The sequence below is a fragment of the Microbacterium sp. genome (assembly GCF_047971895.1).
GTDB lineage: Bacteria > Actinomycetota > Actinomycetes > Actinomycetales > Microbacteriaceae > Microbacterium.
Genome location: NZ_JBKEAF010000019.1, coordinates 57,041 through 75,213 on the forward strand (window position 1 = coordinate 57,041; position 18,173 = coordinate 75,213).

The window sequence follows — 18,173 nt, forward strand, 5'->3', positions numbered from 1 at the left end:
CTTCCGCGACTCGCAACTGAACTCGATTTGTGTGTAAAATATTGTGCACAAAATATATTGCATACAAGGGAGATTGCATGACGACGAGCGACCTCGTCGCTGAGCCCGCCACCCTGTTCCTGACCGACGACGATGTCGCAGCGCTCGCAGACTGGGACTCAGCGATCACAGCCCTACGTGAGGCCTACACTCGTCCGGAAGACGCGAAGGCCACGCCCGAGCGCGCCGTCGCCGTGACCGCGACGGGCTGGCAGCGCGTGATGCCGTCCGCTCCCCCGGGCGCGCGATTCGCGGGCTCGAAGACCATCGCGGCATCTATGACGAACGGCCTCGCGAGCTACCTCATCACACTATTCGACCAGCGCGACTCGCGCCTGGCCGCACTCATCGACGGCAACCGCATCACCGGCATTCGCACAGCGGCAACCGCCGCAGCCGCACTCACCGCGCTGCTCCCTGACCGGCCGCTCACCGTCGCGGTGGTGGGCAGCGGATTCGAGGCCCGTTCACAGCTGCGCGCGGCATCCCGCATCGTCCGCATCGAGAGCGTGCGCGTGTCGAGCCCCACCCCGGCCAACCGCGAACGCTTCGCAGCTGAGCTGAGCGCCGAGATCGGCATCGCGATCACCGCCGTCGCGTCGGCGCAGGAGGCCGTCGCGGACGCCGATCTCGTGCTGTGCGCGGCGCGCTCGCGCGACGAGTCGCCGACTGTTTACGCCAACTGGGTCGCCCCCGACGCGACGATCGTGTCGGTCGGCTCCACCACGGCATCGCAGCGTGAGCTCGACCCTGCCCTCATTGGACAGGCCGCGCTCATCGTCGCCGACGCACTCGACGAGGTGCTGCACGACAGTGGCGACATGATCGTCGCGCGCGAACAGGGGATCGAAGTGGATGCCACGACGGTGTCGCTGCACGATCTACTCGGCGGTTCCGCAACCAGGCCCGAGCATGGCATCGCGATCTACAAGTCCACCGGCAGCGGGTTCCAGGACATCGTCTTGGCCGAACTTCTCTACGACCGCGCCGTCGCACAGGGCATTGGCACACCCCTGCCGGTCGGCATCCTGTCCATCCGCAAGTAAGGAAGCATCATGGCGAACTACACGAAGTCCGAAGCCCGCGACTGGGCCCGCGAGCGTCTCATCGGTGCGGTGAACTGCACGATCCCGTCGTTCACTACCAACCTCACGAAGATCAACGAGAAGGGCATCCGTCACGACGTGCGGCTGGCGAAGCAGCACGGCTTCCTCGGCTCGCTCGCCGTGTCGGAAGTGAACATCACGCTTCCGGAATATCTCGAGTTCATGGAGATCATGAAGGACGAGGGCGGCGACGATCTCGTTGTCGTGCACCACGGCAGCTGGTCGACGCTCGAGCAGAACATCGAGGCCGTGCTCGGCGCCGAGGCGGCCGGCGCCGAACTCGTGCTGCTGTCGTACCCACCGAACTTCTACCCCGAGTCGGAGCAGGAGATCTTCGACTACACCAAGGCCGTGTGCGATGCGACGAACCTCGCCGTCATCGTGTTCCCAATGTTCCTGTGGGGCTTCAGCCAGCGCATCCACCCCTCCGACATACCGGCGCGCCTGCTGCGCCGCATGATCGACGAGATCCCCAACGTCGCCGTGATCAAGGCCGAGGGTGGGTTCCCGTCGATCATGGGCCTCGTCGAGGCGTACCGACTCTTCGGCGATGAAGTGGTCATCTCGTGCCCCATCGAGGGCGAGCTGCTCCCGCTGGGCCAACTCATCCCAATCCAGCTGTCTGCCACGAGCGATCACGAGTTCTGGGGCCCGACAATCCCGCACGCGATGAATCTGCTGCGTGAGCAGCGCTTCGATGAGGTCACCGAGCTGTATTGGAAGATGCATCCGGCCCGCAAGGTCAAGGGGCAGATGGCGCAGCAGCTCAACGGCGGCCACTTCATCGACCGGCAGCTGTGGAAGTTTCAGGGCTGGCTGCAGGGGTACAACGGCGGGCCGCTGCGCCTGCCGACTCAGAAGATCCACGACCCGCAGATGGGCGCGTTGCGCAAGGGCCTGCTCGATGCCGGGTTCGAGCCGAGCATGGACCCGTTCAACGAGTTCTTCATCGGCCGCAACCCGGTGTGATCAGGTGCTGAGCAGCGGGATGTCGAGGTTGTAGGCGAGAGCGATTGCCCGGGCCAGGGCAGGCTCCTGGTCGTCGGCGAGGAGTCCGATCGTCCTCCCGAGCAGCGCAGTCGGGATGGTGACCACGTTGTCGAGCACAGCAGCGCACTCATGAACGAGGCCATTGCGCACGCCGACCGGCACCTCACTGCTCAGTCCCCTGACCGTGGAGGTGATAGGCGCGACGGTGACCTTCGTCATCGTATGGCGCGCGAGTTCACGCGTCAGGATGAGGACTGGGCGGGTCCTGTCCAGACGTGCGAGACAGATCTCTCGCACACTCAGTCCTCGAAGCGAGCGTTGCGTACAGTCCAGTCGACGAGGCTGTCGAGATCGTCCACGCTGCCAGGAGCTTCGAGGATCTGGACGTCTCGCTCCGCCAGCTGACGACGCATCTCGCGCTCGATTGCTGACGTCACCAGTGCGGCACGGCTCGAGGCGCGGCCATCGGCGACGGCGCTATCGAGGAACTCGACGACAGGGTCGGGGAGTCGGACAGCGATCTGCGTGCTCATAGGAGCATGATACCGTGCCGGATCCCACGATGGGATGCGTGTATCGGCGGCGTCAAGGGGCCGGCAGCACGGCGACCTCCGCGACGAGTCGAAGGACGAACGCACTTCCGCAAGGGACGTGACGCCATCCGTCACTGCGCGCCCCGAGCGGTTGGTGACCTCGTACATCCAGATCGACGGCACGATGATCCCCCACACACACCGCTTCATCCCGAAGCGCGTCGACCTCCGGCGACCACTCGACAGCAAGGAACCAGAAGATCGTGACGGAAGCATCGACCACGATCGGCACCACTGGCCTAAGAATCGGAGAAGAGGAAACGCACGGCAGTCTCCTGCAGGTCATCGATGAGCTCGTCGTCACTGCGTGGTGTGCCGATGTCGAGGGCGTTCGAGACGGCGATGCGCGCCATGAGGGCCGCGAAGACGATGCGGAAGCAGGCGTCGACCCGATCCGGGGACGGGTCGCGAAGAGCTGAGGGATGCCGCAGCGCGACGTCGCGGAACAGATCGGCCGTCCACACGCGCGCCTCGTGCGTGCGCTGCGCGACCTCGGGGTCGACCTCGGCGCGCAGCGCGATCTCGCGGAAGAACGCCTCGTGGGCGAGCGAGGTGCGCACGATCGCTGCGATCGCCGCGCGCACGGCCTCGCCGGGCGAGGCGTCGGTCCATCGTGACGGGTCGAGTGCACGCACCTGCTTGGCGCGGATCGGGCAGAATCCGCGCTCGAAAACAGCGAGGTAGAGCGCCTTCTTCGTGCGGACGCGCGCATAGATCGCCGGCGGCGTGACGCCCGCGCGTTTGCACACGGCGGCGATCGTGAAACCCGTGTACCCGATCTCATCGAGAATCGCGACACCGGCATCGAGCACGCGATTCCACGCGACCTGACTGCGCTCCTGCTGCGGCGGGCGCACTTCGAGGTCGGCGGTCATTCCTCCACAGTAGCCACGGTTTCAGCGGCTCTCTTGCACAACAATAGCACCCACTATAGTTTGTGCTACAGGCATCCGTTCTTCCTCAAAGGAGAGAAATGACCACCCCTGACTTCCTTCCCGTCGTCACCGCCAGCGTTCCCGCCGAGAACGTGCAGACGGCGTTGCGTGAGATCGCCGAGATCATCGGCGCCGACCGCGTCATCGCCGGTGACGGCAGCGGTGAGTTCCGCGACCCGTACCAGCCCGGCAGTTGGGATGCCTTCGCCACCACTGGCGTCGTCCAGCCCGACAGCGCCGAGCACGTGCAGCAGATCGTGCGCATCGCCTGCCGCCACGGCATACCGATCTGGGCCCAGGGCCAGGGCCGCAACAACGGGTACGGAGGCGCAGCGCCCTTGGTCTCCGGCGGCATCACCATCAACTTCCGCCGCATGAACCGGGTGCTGTCGATCGACCCGCAGCTGGGCGTCGCCCTCGTCGAGCCCGGTGCCAGCTTCCAAGACATCTACGACGCCATCGAGGCCGCCGGCGCCGACCTGATGGTGGCGGTCCCGGACATCGGCTGGGGCTCGATGGGCGGGAACCAGCAGGACAACGGCCTGACCTATCTGCCCTACGGCAAGGACTGGCGTAACATCTGCGGGCTCGAAGTCGTCACCGCCGACGGCGAGCTGCTGCGCACCGGCATGGGTGCGATGGAGAACAACAAGAGCTGGAACCTCTACAAGCGCAACCTCGGGCCATCCATCGAGACCCTCTTCTTCCAGGGCAACTTCGGCGTGGTCACCAAGCTCGGCATCTGGCTCATGCCCAAGCCCGAGGTCATCACCCACGTGCACATCGATGTGGAGCGCGACGAAGACCTCATCCCGCTCGTCGACACCCTGCGCCGCCTGCGTCTGGACGGCACGATCGACGGCGTGCCCTGCATACTCAACACCCTCCTCATCGCCTCGACCATCGCCCCGCGCGTGAACTGGTACGAACCCGAGGAGGGCATCATCCCCGACGAGGTCATCGACGAGATCGCCGCGAAGATCGGCATCGGCCGCTGGCACCTGCGCTTCGCGCTCTACGGCGATCGCGTGGTCAACGAGCACAATCTGCAGAAGTCGATCACGGCGTTCGAGGCGATCCCGGGCGCCACGATCCGTCACACCACGACCGGGCCAGGGGAATGGGGGTCACTGCCCGACCCGAGCGACCGCGTCTACGCGGGCGTGCCGAACCTCGACTGGAACACGATGGCCGGCTGGCGCGGCGGCGACAACGGTGGGCACATGAGCTTCGCCCCCGTCGTGCCGCTGACCGGCCAGGAGGTCTACGGTCTGCAGATGTGGCTGAAGGCCGAGTTCGAGCGCAACGGCATCGACCACACCTCCGACATCATCGTCGTCAACGAGCGGTCGGCGTGCTCGGTGGCTGGCATCACCTTCAACATCGACGACGCCGAAGCAACGGAGGACGCCTACCGCGCCATCCGCGAGCTGGTCACCGCAGCCGGCCGGATCGGCTTCGGTGAATACCGCGCCCACCTGCAGTTCATGGATCTCGCGCAGGAGCAGTACGGGTGGGGCGACCACGCGTACCGCCGGTTCGTCGAGAAGATCAAGGATGCCGTCGACCCGCAAGGTCTCCTCAGCCCCGGACGCCACGGCATCTGGCCGGCCGCGCTGCGCCCACAGCGCTGACCATCGTCACGACACGAGTCAGCGCCGGTAGTCCTCGCGCGCGACGCGCGCGTAGGGCGCCGGGCTGACGATCGCCCGGATCTCGGCGATGTCGGTCCGCGGCACGAGCCTGTCGCCGTAGCCGCCACCGGCTTCGCCCCAGCCAATGACGACCTCGTCGCCAATCTGCACCGACTCGTCAACGAGTGCGATCGAGAGGATCGAGCGCTCGTTGGCGGTGTAAGCGGTGTAGGCCGAGTTGCCGACGTCGCGGGCGCCGAGCATCAGCGTGTCGTAGTGCTTGTCCATCTTGTCGCACATGACCGGCAGGTGCAGGAAGCGTACGTCACGGCCGCCCGGAGTGAGCATCTCGGCGAAGAGGGATGCCGCATCCTCGGTGTTCCACTGCAGCGTGACCTTCTGGAGTGCGGGCTCGTCGCGGCGGCTCAGCAATGCGTCGCGGCCGATGAACTCGTGGTCGAAGCGGATCAGCTTGCCGTAGTCGAGGTCGAACGGGGTGCGATAGTAGTCCTCGATGCGATCGTGCGCTTGACTGCCGCTCAAGCGGATCATTCCTTCGCCGAGGTTGCCGGGCAGCCACTCGCGGTATGCGCGCATCGCGTCGCCCGTGTAGACCGCCGGCACGACCGCCTGGTACCAGCCCGACTCGACCGCACCGATCAGGTAGGCCATGCCGCCGACCAGCTCGAGCCCGAACTCGCGGCCCGCCTCGATGATGGCGTCCCGAATCGCATCCCGGTGCTCGTAAGGGCCCCACACCTCGAGGCCGGGAGCACCGGCCATGCCGTGGCGTAGCGCCCGCACACGCTGCCCGCCGATGGTCATCTCCGTCATGTGGAAGAACCTGACATCGCCCAGCGGGCCACCGTTGAGCTTCTCGATGAGCGCACCCGCGAGTGGACCCTGGATCTGGTAACGGCAGTCGGGGCGCGTGTGGGCGTACCCGTTCGGGTACACCGGCGCCTTCGTGTCGTAGACGGCCTCGACATCGTAGCCGCTGGTCTGGGCGTGGAACATGATCCAGTTCTGCACGAACCCGGCGCCGTATGCCGAGAAGCGCTGCTCATCGAGGTGGAACACGATGCCGTCGCCGATGAGGTGTCCGGCGTCGTTGACGCACACGATCTGGCGCGCGACACCGGGTCGCGACGTCGAGAAGTCGTTGATCGCGATGTCGCTCAGCAGCTGCTGCGCGTCGGGTCCTTCAAGGAAGACGCCCGACATGTGGTGCGTCTGGTCGAAGAGCGAGACCCCCTCGCGCCACGATCGGGTCTCGCGCTCCCACAGCGAGAACTCCTGCGGGATGACCGGGATGATCTGCTGCGGCTGATACTCCGGCCGCGCGTCGGCGCGATCGTACTTGTGCGCGCGCAGCAGGCTGACGGGGCCGCCGGCCTGCTGCAGCAGGGACTCGAGGCTCTGCGTGGTCATGTCGTCTCCTTCGGCGGTGGACATCGTGTGTGGCTCGACCGTAGTCAATCAGAATCAGGATTATCAATTTGTTCTGTCGATGCATATCATCGGGCGACGGGAGCGAGCGCCTGCGACACTGGAGGCATGCTCGACACGCCCGGCCTGCGGCCACCCCAGCAGGAGCGCTCGCAGCGGACGCTGGAGCGCGTGCTCGACGCGGGCCTCGAGGTGTTCGCGGCCCGCGGCTACGACGGCCTGACCATCGCCGAAGTGTGTCGCGCGGCACACACCTCGGCGGGGGCCGTATACACCCGGTTTGAGAACAAGGATGCGCTCGTGCGCGTGGTGCACGACCACGCGATGGGCGAGATGCTGGCCGCCGTCGACGCGATGTACGCCGACCGACCGCTGTGGCAGCAGCTCGACACACCCTCGTTCATCGAGCACGCCGTGCAGCTGCTCGTCTCCCACGTGCGCGAACGCGCACGTATCGTGCGGGCCATCGTGCTGCGGGCGGCGGGCGACCCCGTCATGCGTTCGAGCGGCGCGGTCGCGATCGGGAAGATGGCGGATGCCTTCACGGCACGTGTGATGGAGCGCGCGGACGACCTGCCGCAGCCCAACCCGGAAGCCTCCGTGCGCGCGGTGTTCGGTATGGCCTTTGAGGCGATCTCGTGGGATGTTGCGTTCGGCGGAGAGTTCCGCGACGCGGGCGCACTGTGGCCACCGCCGGACGAACGACTGCCGGGGGTGTGCCGGCTCGTGCTCCTCACACCTCCGGTCTGACACACCCGGCGGCGGCCGATGCCTGGCATCGGCTCCGCGCGGTGGCCCGCGGCATCCACCCACCGTACCGTGAGTCGCGGGGCGATGGCCCCAACGACGATGTTGAGAGGAACCTCCATGGCCTTTGTATGCGCAGCCACCTGGATCGCCAAGCCCGGAGAGGCCGAGGCCGTCCGCGACGCACTCGAGAAGCTCTCGCCCGCCTCGCGCGAGGAGCCGGGGAACCAGTACTACCAGGCGTACCAGGACCCTGCCGAGCCGAACACATTCCGCATCTTCGAGGTGTACGACGACGAGGCCGCTTTCAAGAAGCACGCCACCTACCCGCACTTCGAGCAGTGGGCACTCGGACAGGCGATTCCCGCGCTCGAGACCCGTCAGCGCGACTTCTACGAGACGCTGGACTTCTGACGTGCCCCGGTACGCTCGCTATGTCGAAAACGGCATCGAGCACACGGGCGTGGTCTTCCACGACCGGGTGCAGGACCTGCCCGGCGACCCCGACATCTTGACGCTGCTGCAGGCGCCCGAGCAGGAGCGTCGCGAGCTGCTCGCCAAGGCGGGCAGGCAGCAGCGACGCCCGGTCGATGATGCGACCTTCGCTGTGCCGGTGCAGCCGCGCGCGATGCGCGACTTCCTCGTGTTCGAGGCGCACATCGCCGGTATGAAAAAGCTCGACGGGCCCGACACACCGGTGCCGGACCAGTGGTACGAGGCACCGGCGTTCCTGTTCATGAACCCGTGGTCACTGCTGCCGACCGGTACCGATGTACCGATGCCGCCGTTCACGCAACGGCTCGATTTCGAGCTCGAGGTCGCGATGATCGTGAAGAACACGGTGCGCGACGTGCCGATCGAAGAGGCCCATGAGCACATCGCCGGGTTCTGCCTCTTCAACGACTGGAGCGCGCGCGATATCCAGGGCAACGAGATGCGCATCGGGCTCGGGCCGTCGAAGGGCAAGGACTTCGCGAACACCATGGGCCCGTGGCTGACAACGCCCGACGAACTCGAGCAGTTCCGCGAGGGCGACCGCTACGCGCTCGACATGAGCGTCGCCGTCAACGGCGAGGTCGTCGGCACCGACAACCTGCGCAACATGTCGTGGTCGTTCGAGGAGATGCTCGTGCATGCGTCGCGCGGTGCCGTGGTCGGCGCGGGCGATGTGCTCGCCACCGGGACCGCCTCGCAGGGAGCCCTGTCAGAGCGCTGGGCGCGTGGCGGCGAGCTCACCCCGCCGCCACTGCAGCCCGGGGACGTCGTCACGATGACCGTCGAGGGTCTCGGTACGATCGAGAACCGCATCGTCGAGCCGACAAGCCCGGGCCACACGACCCCGCGTGCGCGTCGCACGTACGCGGCCGACCGGCTCTGATCATCACCCCACCGCCGCCCCTAGACTGGCACTGACGGCAAAGGGGGCGGCGGTGGACGAGCTGCACGACGTGGACCTCAACCTCCTCGTCGTGCTCGATGCCATCCTCGCGGAGCGCAGCCTGACCCGCGCAGCCGAGGTGCTGGGCAGCACTCAACCGACGGTGAGCGGAGCCGTCGCGAAGCTGCGCGTTCTGCTCGACGACCCGCTGCTGATCCGCACCGGCAGGCTGTCCGAGTTGACCGACAAGGCGCGGATGCTGCAGCCACTCGTACACAGCGCCGTCACCGAGGTCGAGCACACCCTGAACATGCGTCCCATGTTCGACCCGACCACCAGCAACCGGCAGTTCCGCCTGACGGCGTCCGACTACGCGTTGTCAGTCATGACGGCGCCTCTGCTGGACCTCCTGGAGACGGAGGCACCCGGGGTCACGGTGGACTTCAGCCCGCTGACCAACGTCAGCCCTGTCGATCTGCTGCGCGACGATGTCGCGGTCACCACCCCCGTGCGCGCCGTTCCCGGTAGGCATCAGGCGCTGTTCTCCGACAGCATGGTCTGCATCGCGAGCCGCACCCATCCGCGGCTGCGCGGCGGCGCGTTCGCGCTGGATGACCTCGCCGAGCTGCCCTATGTGCAAGTGGTGTTCGCCGACGGCATCGTCATGTATGCGGACGATTCTCTGACCGAGGCGGGTATCGCACCCCGCATCGCCCGGACCGTGACCGGCTTCCTGCCGGTGCTGTTCACCGTGGCGGGAACCGACAAGTACGGCTTCGTCCCCGCACGCCTCGCCGACATGTACGCCGACGAGCTCGATCTGGCGATCGTGTCGCTGCCGCTCCGGCTGCCGGTGCTCGTCGAGTCGGTGTTCTGGCATCCGTCCCGTACGGACGACCCTGCCCTGCGCTGGCTCATCGACCTGCTGCGGCGGGTGGCCGAACGGGTCGAATTCCCGACGGGCGCCTGATGTGGCTACGGGCGAACGGTGCCGCCGTGGGCGATGCGCGACGCCGCATCCAGCGCTCGCATCCAGCGCTGCGCGGCATCGTCTGCGAGAGCTCCGGCCTCTTGCCCGGCGTCAACGAACACCACCCGCGGGTGACCAGCGGGATCCGGGGCCGGAACCTGCTCGGACCGGCCGAGAGCTCGACCTCAACGTGCGCGTCGACCGGGCTCAGACCCAGTACCTCCGCGCCGAGCCTGCTCTCGATGCCCCGCTCACGGAGCAGACTCACCAGGCTCGCGACGTCGCTGGGACCGCCCAATCCGACGGCACCGAACAACGCCTCCGACGCACTGAGGTCATCGTCACCGATGCTCCAGTGCGAGGCACGATCCACGAGCGTGGTTTCGATGCCGTGGTCGGCCAGCACGAGGGCGGTCAGGCATCCGGCGATGCTGCCGCCCACGACAAGCGCAGAGGGTGTGGTCATCGGCGGCGCGCCTCCTGTTGCATGCTGCTGATTTCTCAGCACGCTACGTCGACGCACGCCGCGGGGGAACCTCCGCGCCGCGATGGGTCCTATCGTGCGCCGGCGAGTTCCGCTGCCAGCTCAGCGGTGAGCCGATCGCGGAACCAGACATGCACGGGGTCGGCGTCGTGGCTCGGATGCCACCACAGCTTGAGCGCGATCTCGATGGAGCCGAAGGGCGCGTCGACGCCGATCGTGCCGGTGACGGGCCCAAGCCGTTCGGCGAGCACCCGTGGCACGACGGCGACGAGATCGGTGCCGGCGACGATCGAGGGCAGCGGCAGGAACGAGGATGTCGTCACGCGCGGCTCGCGGCGGTCGATGCCGAGCTCGCGCAGCCGGCGATCGGCGGGCGTGAAGTGCAGCCGCCCGAACTGGGCGACGGCCTGCGGCAGGGCGATGAAGTCGTCGAAGGACAGCGCGCCGTCGCGGACCGCCGGGTTGCCCGCATCGACGAGGCACACGTATTCGTCCTCGAGGAGGTCACGGTGCGGGCCGTCGATGCCGATCCCGGGGACCGTGATCGCGAAGTCGTGCGTGATCAGCTCGCGTTCGCTCTCCATCGGACGCCCGGGGAGCGGCAGCATCTCCACCTCGATGCCCGGTGCTTCCGCGCGCACGGCTGCGAGCGCGGACTGCAGCCGCAGCATGCCGTAGTCGGTCATCATCATCGAGAACCGCCGATGGGCCGCCGTCGGGTCCGGTTCGGGCTCGTTCGACAGCACCCGCTCGATGAGCGGCACCGTGCCCTGCACCTGTGGAAGCAGGAGCCGTGCCAGCGGTGTCAGCTCGTAGTCGCGCCCGACTCGCACGAGCAGTTCGTCGTTGAATACCGCGCGCAGCCGCGAGAGGGCGGCGCTCATGGACGACTGACCCATCTGCACCCGCTGTCCGGCGCGCGTCACGTTCGCCTCTTCCAGCAGCGCCCGCAGGGGGACGAGCAGGTTGAGGTCGTAACTGTCGCCGGACATGACATGGATGCTACCGCTCGCCGCCCGCGCGGCGTGGGTTCTCGCGGATCGCAGTCACGGTTCGTCCCTATATCACGCCAGCGTGCACGCATATGAGCGGTCTCTGCGCCCCGATGCGTACTATCCGCCCAGAGCCGTTCCAGCAGCCCACCTGGATCGTGTCACTTCGGCCGGATGTTGGGGGGTGAGGCCCGTTGATCCTTGGTTTTCCGGGAGTGTTGGTGTGTGGGTTACGCACTAATGGCTGGTGTTTAGACTGCTTCGGTGGGCCTGTTCCTGCGGAAGGTGCGCACCGGGTCGGGAGCGACGGCGGTGCAGATCGCGCGCACGAGGTGGGGTGTGCAGACCATCCTCGAGCACCTCGGCTCCGCTCACGATGATGCTCAGTTGGCGGTGCTTGTGACGATCGCGCGGGAGCGGATCGCGGAGATGAACGGGCAGGAGCAGCTCGATCTCGACGCGCTCGCGCCGGCATCGCTGCCGCGGACATCGGGGCCGATCGTGACCGGGTCCAGGTCGCGGGTGCTGTGGGACGTCCTCGAGGACGCGTACGCGCGTCTCGGGTTCGACACGGTCGGCAACGACGCGTTCAAGAAGCTGGTCCTCGCCCGTGTCGTGGAGCCGACCTCGAAAGCGGACACGCTGCGAGTGTGGGAGGATCTCGGCGTCCCCGATGCGCCGCCGCTGTCGACCCTGTGGCGGACCCTTGCCCGGTCGGTGACGGAGGACTGGCGGTCGAAGATCGCGACTGTGGCGTACGCGCATGCGACTCGCACGGGTCCGCTCACCGTCGTTCTCTACGATGTCACCACCCTCTACTTCGAGGCGGAGCGTGAAGACAAGCTCCGCCGGGTCGGGATGAGCAAGGAGCGCCGGGTGGACCCGCAGATCCTCGTCGGACTGCTCGTGGACCAGGGCGGGTTCCCGCTTGAGGTGCACGAGTTCGCGGGCAACAAGGGTGAGACCCTCACGCTCCTCCCGGTGCTGAACGCGTTCCGGGAACGGCACTCCGCCCCGCAGGTGGTGGTGGTCGCCGATGCCGGCATGCTGACGGCCGCGAACCTGAACAAGCTCGAAGACGCCGGGTTCGGGCTCATCGTCGGCTCCCGCACCTCGTCGGCCCCGTATGACCTCGCCGAGCATTCCGCGACCGTGGGGAATATCGTCATCGACGGGGAGACAATCGAGACCACCCGGGTGATGGGTACCGGGGTGAACGCCCGCTCCCGGCGGGTGGTGTGGCAGTACCGGCACAAGCGGAAGATCCGCGACAACATCACGCTGAACAAGCAGATCGAACGCGCCGAGCAGATCGCCGCCGGCACGAGACCCGCGAAGAAGGACCGATTCGTCACCCTCGGAACCAAGCCCGGCGTGAACTGGGCGCGCGTGGAGAAGGCCCGTGAGTACATCGGGCTCAAGGGGTACGTCACCAACCTCACCGTCGCGGCCGCGGCCGCTCGTGACGTTGTGGCCGCGTATCACGATCTGTTTCAGGTCGAGGCGACGTTCCGGATGGCGAAGACCGACCTCCGTGCTCGGCCGATGTTCGCGTCGACCGCGGACTCGATCAACGCGCACCTCACCGTCGTGTTCACCGCCCTCGCGATCAGTAGACACCTCTACAAGACAACCGGGTTCACCATCCGCCGCATCGTTCGCGCGCTACGGCCGCTGCGCGACGTCACCATCAGCATCGACGGACACGAGCTGACTGCGCCGACGCCACCCCAGGGAGAAGCGGCCGAGATCCTCGCCAAGATCTACCCGTGAGCGTCACGCACTAACGTGACACGATCCCGGTATGAGCGGTCTCTGCGCCCCGATGCGTACTATCCGCCCAGAGCCGTTCCAGCAGCCCAGCCCAGCACCTAGCGTGTGACGGGTGGCACCAGCACGCGCGCAGCAGCACTCGACGGCGGTTACCCCACCCCTGCTCATCGCGCTCGGTGCGCTCACGATCCTCGGGCCGTTCGGGACGGATGCCTACCTTCCTGCGCTTCCCGCGATGGCGGATGATCTCGGGGCAGCCCCCGGCACGATCCAGCTGTGCCTGACCGGGTTCACGCTGGGCATGGCACTCGGCCAGCTGTTCGCCGGACCCCTCTCCGACGGCGCGGGTCGGCGTGGTCCGATGTTGATCGGCAGTACGGTGGCGACACTCGCTGCTGTCGCCGGGGCCTTCGCCCCGAACCTGACACTGCTCGTGACCTGCTGCGCCGCCATGGGGATCGGCGCGTCTTTTGGACTCGTCGTGAGTCGAGCCGTTCTCGCCGATATGGTCGACGGTCCAGCGTTGACCAGGTCGTATGCCCTGCTGGGAACGCTCACCGCCCTCGGCCCGATCATCAGCCCGATCATCGGCGTTGCGCTGCTCTACCTCTTCGGCTGGCGGGGCATCTTCGTCGCGCTCGCGGTGCTCGCGGCACTGTGCTTCGTGGCGGTGACGATCTTCGTTCCCGAGAGTCTGCCGCGCGAGCGGCGTCTCTCGAGGTCGCTGCGCACGCTGCCCCGCAATGCGCTCGTCGCCTTCCGTTCGCGCACGTATCTCGGCGGCGCGACGGTGCTGTGGTTCGGCTTCGCCGGCCTGTTCGCCTACATCGCGGCATCCCCCTTCCTCATTCAGGGTGTGCTGGGGCTGAGCCCGCTCGCCTACTCGATCATCTTCGGCGTCAACGGCGTAGGCCTGGTGCTCGGCGGCATCATCACCGCGCGGCTGTCGAAGAAGTGGAGCGAACGCACCATCATGACGCTCGGTCTGGGTCTCGAGTCGCTCGGGGCGCTCATCGTGCTCGTGTGCACGCTGAGCGGAGTGCTCTCCGCGTGGACGCTGCTGCCGGCGCTGTTCCTCATCGCCTCGTGCATGGGGTTCCTCTTCGGCCCGGGTACGAGCTATGCCCTGCACGGTCTGCGCCACGTCGCCGGCACGGCCCTCGCCATCATCGGGGCGGTGCAGTTCGTCGGCGCCGGAATCGTCTCGCCGCTGGTCGAGCTGAACGGCGACCAGGACCCGCTGCCGGTCGCCCTCGTCGTTTCGGCGTGCGTCGCCCTGGCCTGGGTGGGGTGGATCGTGTTCCGCACGCCGCAGCCCGCACACTCATCACAACTCACGGAAGGAGCCCCACATGGGACGTCTTGAGAACAAGGTCGTGCTGATCACCGGCATCGGCGGCGGCATGGGCCGCGAGGCCGCGCGCCGGTTCGCCTCCGAAGGCGCCACGGTCGTCGGCTGCGACATCAACGAGGAAGCCCTTGCCGAGACCGTGCGCCTCGTGCAGGCCGAGGGTGGTCGCATCAGTGGATCGGCACCGGTCGACGCGGGTGACCCCAAGGCCGTCGAGACCTGGATCGACGATGCCGCGGCAGCGCGCGGCGGCATCGACATCCTCTACAACAACGCGTCGATCCAGCGCTTCGGGGCAATCGACGAGATCAGCGTCGAAGACTGGGACTTCGCCATCGACATGGAGCTGAACATCGTCTTCTACGCCGTGCGCGCGGCGTGGAAGCACCTCAAGGCGCGCGGCGGCGGCGTCATCCTCAACATCGGCTCTATCGCCGGCACCCGAGGCGTGGAGTTCATGCCGCAGAACGCGCACGGTGCGGCCAAGGCCGGCGTCATCAACCTCACGCAGCAGCTCGCCGTGGAGGGCGGCCCGCACAACATCCGCGCAGTGTGCATCTCCCCCGGGTTCATCCAGACGATCGCGACGACGTTCCTCGTCGAGGACCCGCCGCCATCACTCAAGGCGGCGTGGGATCGCACACCGCTGCGCGGGGTCGGTCAGCCGGAGGACATCGTCAACGCAGCCGTGTTCCTCGCGTCGGACGAGGCCTCGTGGATCACCGGCATCAACCTCGTCGTCGACGGCGGCAGCTCGACACTCGGCTGAATCTGTCTATTGAGGCGCGGTCAGACGTGCGCGATCGCTTTGATCTCGATGTGCAGCACCGGGTCAAAGAGTCGCTGCACGACGACGAGGTGCGAGTACGGTCCAGGCGGGGTGAGAAGGGTGTCGGGGTTGTGAAAGATGGCTGCGGCATGGTGCTCCCTTTGAGCGCACCTCCAGATCTAGCAACGAACGCGAGCGCCCCGTGCGATAACAGGTATCCCGCCCGCGAGCTTCAGGCCGAGGCATCCGCTCTCTACTGTGGTGGCAATCTCACCCGAGGAGTTCGACGATGACTGTTGACGTGCCCGCCTTCGACGGCCGACTGGTACTTCCCTCCGACGCCGACTGGGAGGACGCCCGCGTCGGGCGCGTGTTCAACGGACGCCGCCCCGACCGGCAGCCGGATGCCGTGCTCATCGCCGCGAGCGCTGACGACGTGCAGCGCGGTGTGCGTCTGGCCGCAGAGAAGGGCTGGACTGTCGCCGTCCGCTCGGGCGGCCACGCGTGGGCGGTGTGGAGCGTGCGCGACGGCGGGCTGCTCATCGACCTCGGGAACCTCACCGACATCACGTACGACGACGAGACGAAGGTCGTCAGCGCCGGCCCCGCGACGAAGGGCGGCGAAGTGCTCTCGCCGTACCTCGAAGAGCGCGGGCGCTTCTTCCACGGCGGCCACTGCCCCACCGTCGGCATCGGCGGCTTCCTGCTGCAGGGCGGCCAGGGCTGGAACCAGCGCGGCTGGGGCTGGGCGGCCGAATCGATCGTGGCGATCGACGTCGTGACCGCAGACGGCGAGCTGGTGCGGGCGGATGCTTCGCAGAACGCCGACCTGTTCTGGGCCGCGCGCGGAGCCGGGCCGACCTTCCCGGGTATCGTCGTGCGCTTCCAGCTCGCCACGCGCCCGCTGCTCGGCGCGCTCGCGCACACCGTGCACGGGTACGAGCTCGACGACTTCACCGAGGTCATGACGTGGCTGTACGAGACGCACCGGAACGTGCCGACAAACGTCGAGATCGTGTGCGTCTCGACACCCACCGAGCTGCCCGACGGCACCGAGCGCCGGCTGTTCCTCGTCACCGCGCTCGCGTTCGGCGACGATTTCGAGCACGCCCGGGCCTCGCTCGCCGACTTCAACACGTCGCCGGTGCTCGACCGGGCGGTGTTTGTGAAGGATGCCGCACCCTCCACCATGGCGGAGCACCGCGTACAACAGCTGAAGCAGAACCCTGAGCACTGGCAGTACATCTGCGACAACGCATGGATCGACGGCGAGTACACGCCCGAGGGCATCGCGGCGATGGTCGACGGCATCCGTCCGCTGTTCACCACCAACCCGACCGAGGTGGGCTTTGCCATCTGGATGAGCAACGGACCCCGTCGCGACCTGCCCGATATGGCGTTCTCGCTGCACACCGACGCGTACGTCGCCGCTTACACGGTGTATGAAGATCCGGCCGACTTCGCCCGCAACCGCGCGTGGGTCGACGAGGTCTTTGCGCACGCCGAGCCGGTCACGGCGGGCCAGTACCTGGGCGACTCGGACATGACGAACCGGCAGCTGAAGTTCATGGCACCTGAGAACTGGACGAAGCTGCAGCAGATCATCGCCGAGCGCGATCCCAAGAGCCGATTCCACCGATACCTCGCCGCAGACCCAGCCACGATCAATCAGAACCACTGGGAGCTCGGTGCCTAGCGCGCTGTTCAGCCTCGACGGCCAGGTCGCCATCGTCACCGGGGGCACGAGCGGGATCGGGCTTGCCTCTGCCGAGGCGCTCGCCGGGCACGGCGCGAGGGTGCTGATCGCCGGGCTGGGAGATGCCGCGGGCATCGCCGCCAGACTGCGCGGGCGCGGGCTGGAGGTCGTCGGCGTCGAGGCCGACCTGTTCGACGCCGAGGCACCGACATCCCTCGTGCGCACCGCCCTCGACCGCTGGGGCCACCTCGACACGGTGTTCGCGAACGCCGGCGTCGGCCTCGAAGACCGCGACGGCGGGAGCGGCCTCGATGCGCTGGACCGCATGTTCGAGCTGCACGTGCGGTCGGTCGTGCGCCTGGCCGATGCGGCGCTGCCCGCGATGGCCGATACCGGCGGCGGACTGTTCCTCGTCATGTCGAGCCTGTCGGGCCTGCGCGGCAACAAGGTCATCGGCGGGTACGGCATCACCAAGGCCGCCAACGCCCAGCTCGCGCGCAACATCGCCGTGCAGTGGGGGCCCCGCGGCATCCGCGCCAACGCGCTCGCCCCCGGCGTCATCGCGACCGAGTTCTCGACACCGATCACGGGAGATGCGGATGCTGCGCGCACTCGCCTCGCGAAGACCCCGCTGGGCCGCTTCGGCACCCCCGAAGAGGTGGCCGGCGCCGTCGTCTGGCTCGCCTCGCCCGCCGGTGCGTTCGTGAGCGGGCAGACCATCGTGATCGACGGGGGAACCCTTGCCTCCGCCTGATGCGCCCCCACCGGTGTCCCCGCTCCCGCTCCCCGAGCGTGCCGAGGGGCGCGTCGCCCTCGTCACCGGCGGCGCGAACGGCATCGGCGCGGCGATCGTGCAACGGCTGCGAAGCGACGGGCTCGACGTGGCGAGCCTCGACGTGGCAACCCCCGCACCTCGTCCGGGAGTCCACGAGGTGACCTGCGACCTCTCGCAACCGGCATCCGTGTCGGCGGCAGTGGAATCGGTCCGGGCAGCGCTCGGCCCGCCCGCGGTCGTGGTGCACTGCGCGGCGTACCAGCACGTCGCCCCCTTCGCCGACCTCGACCCGGCCGACTGGGAGCGCACGTTCCGCGTCAACGTCGACGGCGCCTTCCACCTGCTGCGTGCGACGCTGCCCGCGCTGCGGGATTCCGGGTGGGGCCGCGTCATCCTGATCACGTCGTCCAGCTCCGACGAGCCGCCCGCAATGATGAGCCACTACATCGCCAGCAAGGGCGCGCTGACCGGCCTGGCACGGGGTCTGGCCGC

General features: G+C 67.6%; 18 protein-coding genes and 1 pseudogene. 13 read left to right on the forward strand and 6 right to left on the reverse strand.

Annotation, left to right across the window (positions count from 1 at the left end):
* Positions 1-77 precede the first annotated feature (77 nt).
* Together ACK5IN_RS02385 and ACK5IN_RS02390 are read left to right on the forward strand one after the other, a co-directional pair.
* A complete protein-coding gene (locus ACK5IN_RS02385; RefSeq protein ID WP_416894628.1) occupies positions 78-1,085 on the forward strand; it encodes an ornithine cyclodeaminase family protein in 1,008 nt (335 codons plus the stop codon).
* 9 nt (positions 1,086-1,094) lie between these two features.
* Positions 1,095-2,114 carry a dihydrodipicolinate synthase family protein gene (locus tag ACK5IN_RS02390; protein ID WP_416894629.1) on the forward strand — a complete coding sequence of 340 codons (1,020 nt, stop codon included), beginning with the start codon at positions 1,095-1,097 and terminating at the stop codon, positions 2,112-2,114.
* Here ACK5IN_RS02390 and ACK5IN_RS02395 read toward each other — a convergent pair whose 3' ends face one another.
* From ACK5IN_RS02395 to ACK5IN_RS02405, 3 genes are all read right to left on the reverse strand, one after another.
* The gene (locus tag ACK5IN_RS02395) at positions 2,115-2,432 is read right to left on the reverse strand and encodes a type II toxin-antitoxin system PemK/MazF family toxin (RefSeq protein ID WP_416894630.1); all 318 of its coding nucleotides are present in this window, start codon (positions 2,430-2,432) and stop codon (positions 2,115-2,117) included.
* Positions 2,433-2,434: 2 nt separating this feature from the next.
* Positions 2,435-2,668: a YlcI/YnfO family protein gene (locus ACK5IN_RS02400; RefSeq protein ID WP_416894631.1), complete on the reverse strand. Its 234-nt coding sequence runs from the start codon at positions 2,666-2,668 to the stop codon at positions 2,435-2,437.
* 299 nt (positions 2,669-2,967) lie between these two features.
* The gene (locus tag ACK5IN_RS02405; protein ID WP_416894632.1) at positions 2,968-3,603 is read right to left on the reverse strand and encodes a TetR/AcrR family transcriptional regulator; all 636 of its coding nucleotides are present in this window, start codon (positions 3,601-3,603) and stop codon (positions 2,968-2,970) included.
* A gap of 98 nt (positions 3,604-3,701) precedes the next feature.
* Between ACK5IN_RS02405 and ACK5IN_RS02410 the strand changes: the two genes are divergently transcribed.
* Entirely contained in the window at positions 3,702-5,297 is a 1,596-nt protein-coding gene (locus tag ACK5IN_RS02410; RefSeq protein WP_416894633.1) for an FAD-binding oxidoreductase, read from the forward strand.
* 18 nt (positions 5,298-5,315) lie between these two features.
* Here ACK5IN_RS02410 and ACK5IN_RS02415 read toward each other — a convergent pair whose 3' ends face one another.
* On the reverse strand, positions 5,316-6,728 hold the full coding sequence (locus ACK5IN_RS02415) for an aminomethyl transferase family protein (protein ID WP_416894634.1): 1,413 nt from the start codon (positions 6,726-6,728) through the stop codon (positions 5,316-5,318).
* Positions 6,729-6,854: 126 nt separating this feature from the next.
* Here ACK5IN_RS02415 and ACK5IN_RS02420 point away from each other — a divergent pair, with 126 nt between their 5' ends.
* The 4 genes from ACK5IN_RS02420 (at position 6,855) to ACK5IN_RS02435 (ending at position 9,841) form a co-directional block, all read left to right on the forward strand.
* Positions 6,855-7,496, forward strand: coding sequence for a TetR/AcrR family transcriptional regulator (locus tag ACK5IN_RS02420; protein ID WP_416894635.1), 642 nt, complete (start codon positions 6,855-6,857; stop codon positions 7,494-7,496).
* A 117-nt stretch (positions 7,497-7,613) separates the two neighbouring features.
* Positions 7,614-7,907: a putative quinol monooxygenase gene (locus tag ACK5IN_RS02425; protein WP_416894636.1), complete on the forward strand. Its 294-nt coding sequence runs from the start codon at positions 7,614-7,616 to the stop codon at positions 7,905-7,907.
* Position 7,908: 1 nt separating this feature from the next.
* Complete coding sequence (locus ACK5IN_RS02430) at positions 7,909-8,871, forward strand: fumarylacetoacetate hydrolase family protein (RefSeq protein ID WP_416894637.1); 963 nt, start codon at positions 7,909-7,911, stop codon at positions 8,869-8,871.
* Between the two features lie 52 nt (positions 8,872-8,923).
* Positions 8,924-9,841 carry a LysR family transcriptional regulator gene (locus ACK5IN_RS02435; RefSeq protein ID WP_416894638.1) on the forward strand — a complete coding sequence of 306 codons (918 nt, stop codon included), beginning with the start codon at positions 8,924-8,926 and terminating at the stop codon, positions 9,839-9,841.
* A 367-nt stretch (positions 9,842-10,208) separates the two neighbouring features.
* Here ACK5IN_RS02435 and ACK5IN_RS02440 read toward each other — a convergent pair.
* Positions 10,209-10,307, reverse strand: a pseudogene (locus tag ACK5IN_RS02440) (FAD-dependent monooxygenase); the annotation flags it as partial.
* Positions 10,308-10,396: 89 nt separating this feature from the next.
* Complete coding sequence (locus ACK5IN_RS02445; protein WP_416894639.1) at positions 10,397-11,317, reverse strand: LysR family transcriptional regulator; 921 nt, start codon at positions 11,315-11,317, stop codon at positions 10,397-10,399.
* Between the two features lie 264 nt (positions 11,318-11,581).
* Here ACK5IN_RS02445 and ACK5IN_RS02450 point away from each other — a divergent pair, with 264 nt between their 5' ends.
* The 6 genes from ACK5IN_RS02450 to ACK5IN_RS02475 form a co-directional block, all read left to right on the forward strand.
* Positions 11,582-13,090, forward strand: coding sequence for an IS1634 family transposase (locus ACK5IN_RS02450; RefSeq protein WP_416894640.1), 1,509 nt, complete (start codon positions 11,582-11,584; stop codon positions 13,088-13,090).
* A 112-nt stretch (positions 13,091-13,202) separates the two neighbouring features.
* Positions 13,203-14,456 carry a multidrug effflux MFS transporter gene (locus ACK5IN_RS02455; protein WP_416894641.1) on the forward strand — a complete coding sequence of 418 codons (1,254 nt, stop codon included), beginning with the start codon at positions 13,203-13,205 and terminating at the stop codon, positions 14,454-14,456.
* Positions 14,443-15,210: an SDR family NAD(P)-dependent oxidoreductase gene (locus ACK5IN_RS02460; RefSeq protein WP_416894642.1), complete on the forward strand. Its 768-nt coding sequence runs from the start codon at positions 14,443-14,445 to the stop codon at positions 15,208-15,210. Before ACK5IN_RS02455 ends, ACK5IN_RS02460 begins: the two co-directional genes overlap by 14 nt.
* Positions 15,211-15,499: 289 nt before the next feature.
* Positions 15,500-16,906, forward strand: a complete 1,407-nt coding sequence (locus tag ACK5IN_RS02465; RefSeq protein ID WP_416894643.1) for an FAD-binding oxidoreductase — start codon at positions 15,500-15,502, stop codon at positions 16,904-16,906.
* Positions 16,899-17,660, forward strand: a complete 762-nt coding sequence (locus ACK5IN_RS02470; RefSeq protein WP_416894644.1) for an SDR family NAD(P)-dependent oxidoreductase — start codon at positions 16,899-16,901, stop codon at positions 17,658-17,660. The genes ACK5IN_RS02465 and ACK5IN_RS02470 overlap by 8 nt, the downstream gene beginning before the upstream one ends.
* A gap of 13 nt (positions 17,661-17,673) precedes the next feature.
* Positions 17,674-18,173: SDR family NAD(P)-dependent oxidoreductase (locus tag ACK5IN_RS02475; protein WP_416894645.1), on the forward strand; the 500-nt coding region annotated here is incomplete at its 3' end.